The 392-nt window shown below is 71.2% G+C and carries 1 protein-coding gene; it reads right to left on the minus strand.

Annotated elements, in window-relative coordinates; all coding sequences use genetic code 11:
* Positions 1-392 (minus strand): PPE family protein (locus AC5Y5O_RS32255; protein ID WP_500028776.1); only part of this gene is annotated, 392 nt, incomplete at both ends.

The raw sequence follows: 392 nt of genomic DNA on the forward strand, positions 1-392 counted from the left end.
GGCGGCAAGTTGATTGGTGACGTCGCCGCGGGCGCCGCGGCCGCCAGCTGGGACACCTGTGTCGCGGTATTGGTGCCCGACGAGGTGCTCGACTGGGCCACCGCGGCCGCCTGCATCCCCGAACCGGAGTCGTTCGTGGTCTGCGGCGGCTCGCTGAACGGCTGCAGCTGCGACGCCGTCGCCGACGAGCCGGCGTACCCGTACATCGCGGCGGCGTCTTGCGCCCACATCTCCATGTACTGGGCTTCGGTGGCCGCGATCGCCGGGGTGTTTTGGCCCAGGATGTTGGTGGCGATCAATGTCGCGAGCAGCGAGCGGTTGGCCGCGATGACGGGCGGCGGCACCGTCGCCACGAAGGCCGCCTCGTAGGCACCCGCGGCCAGCTTGGCCTG

It is taken from the genome of Mycobacterium sp. NGS40 (genome assembly GCF_059812735.1).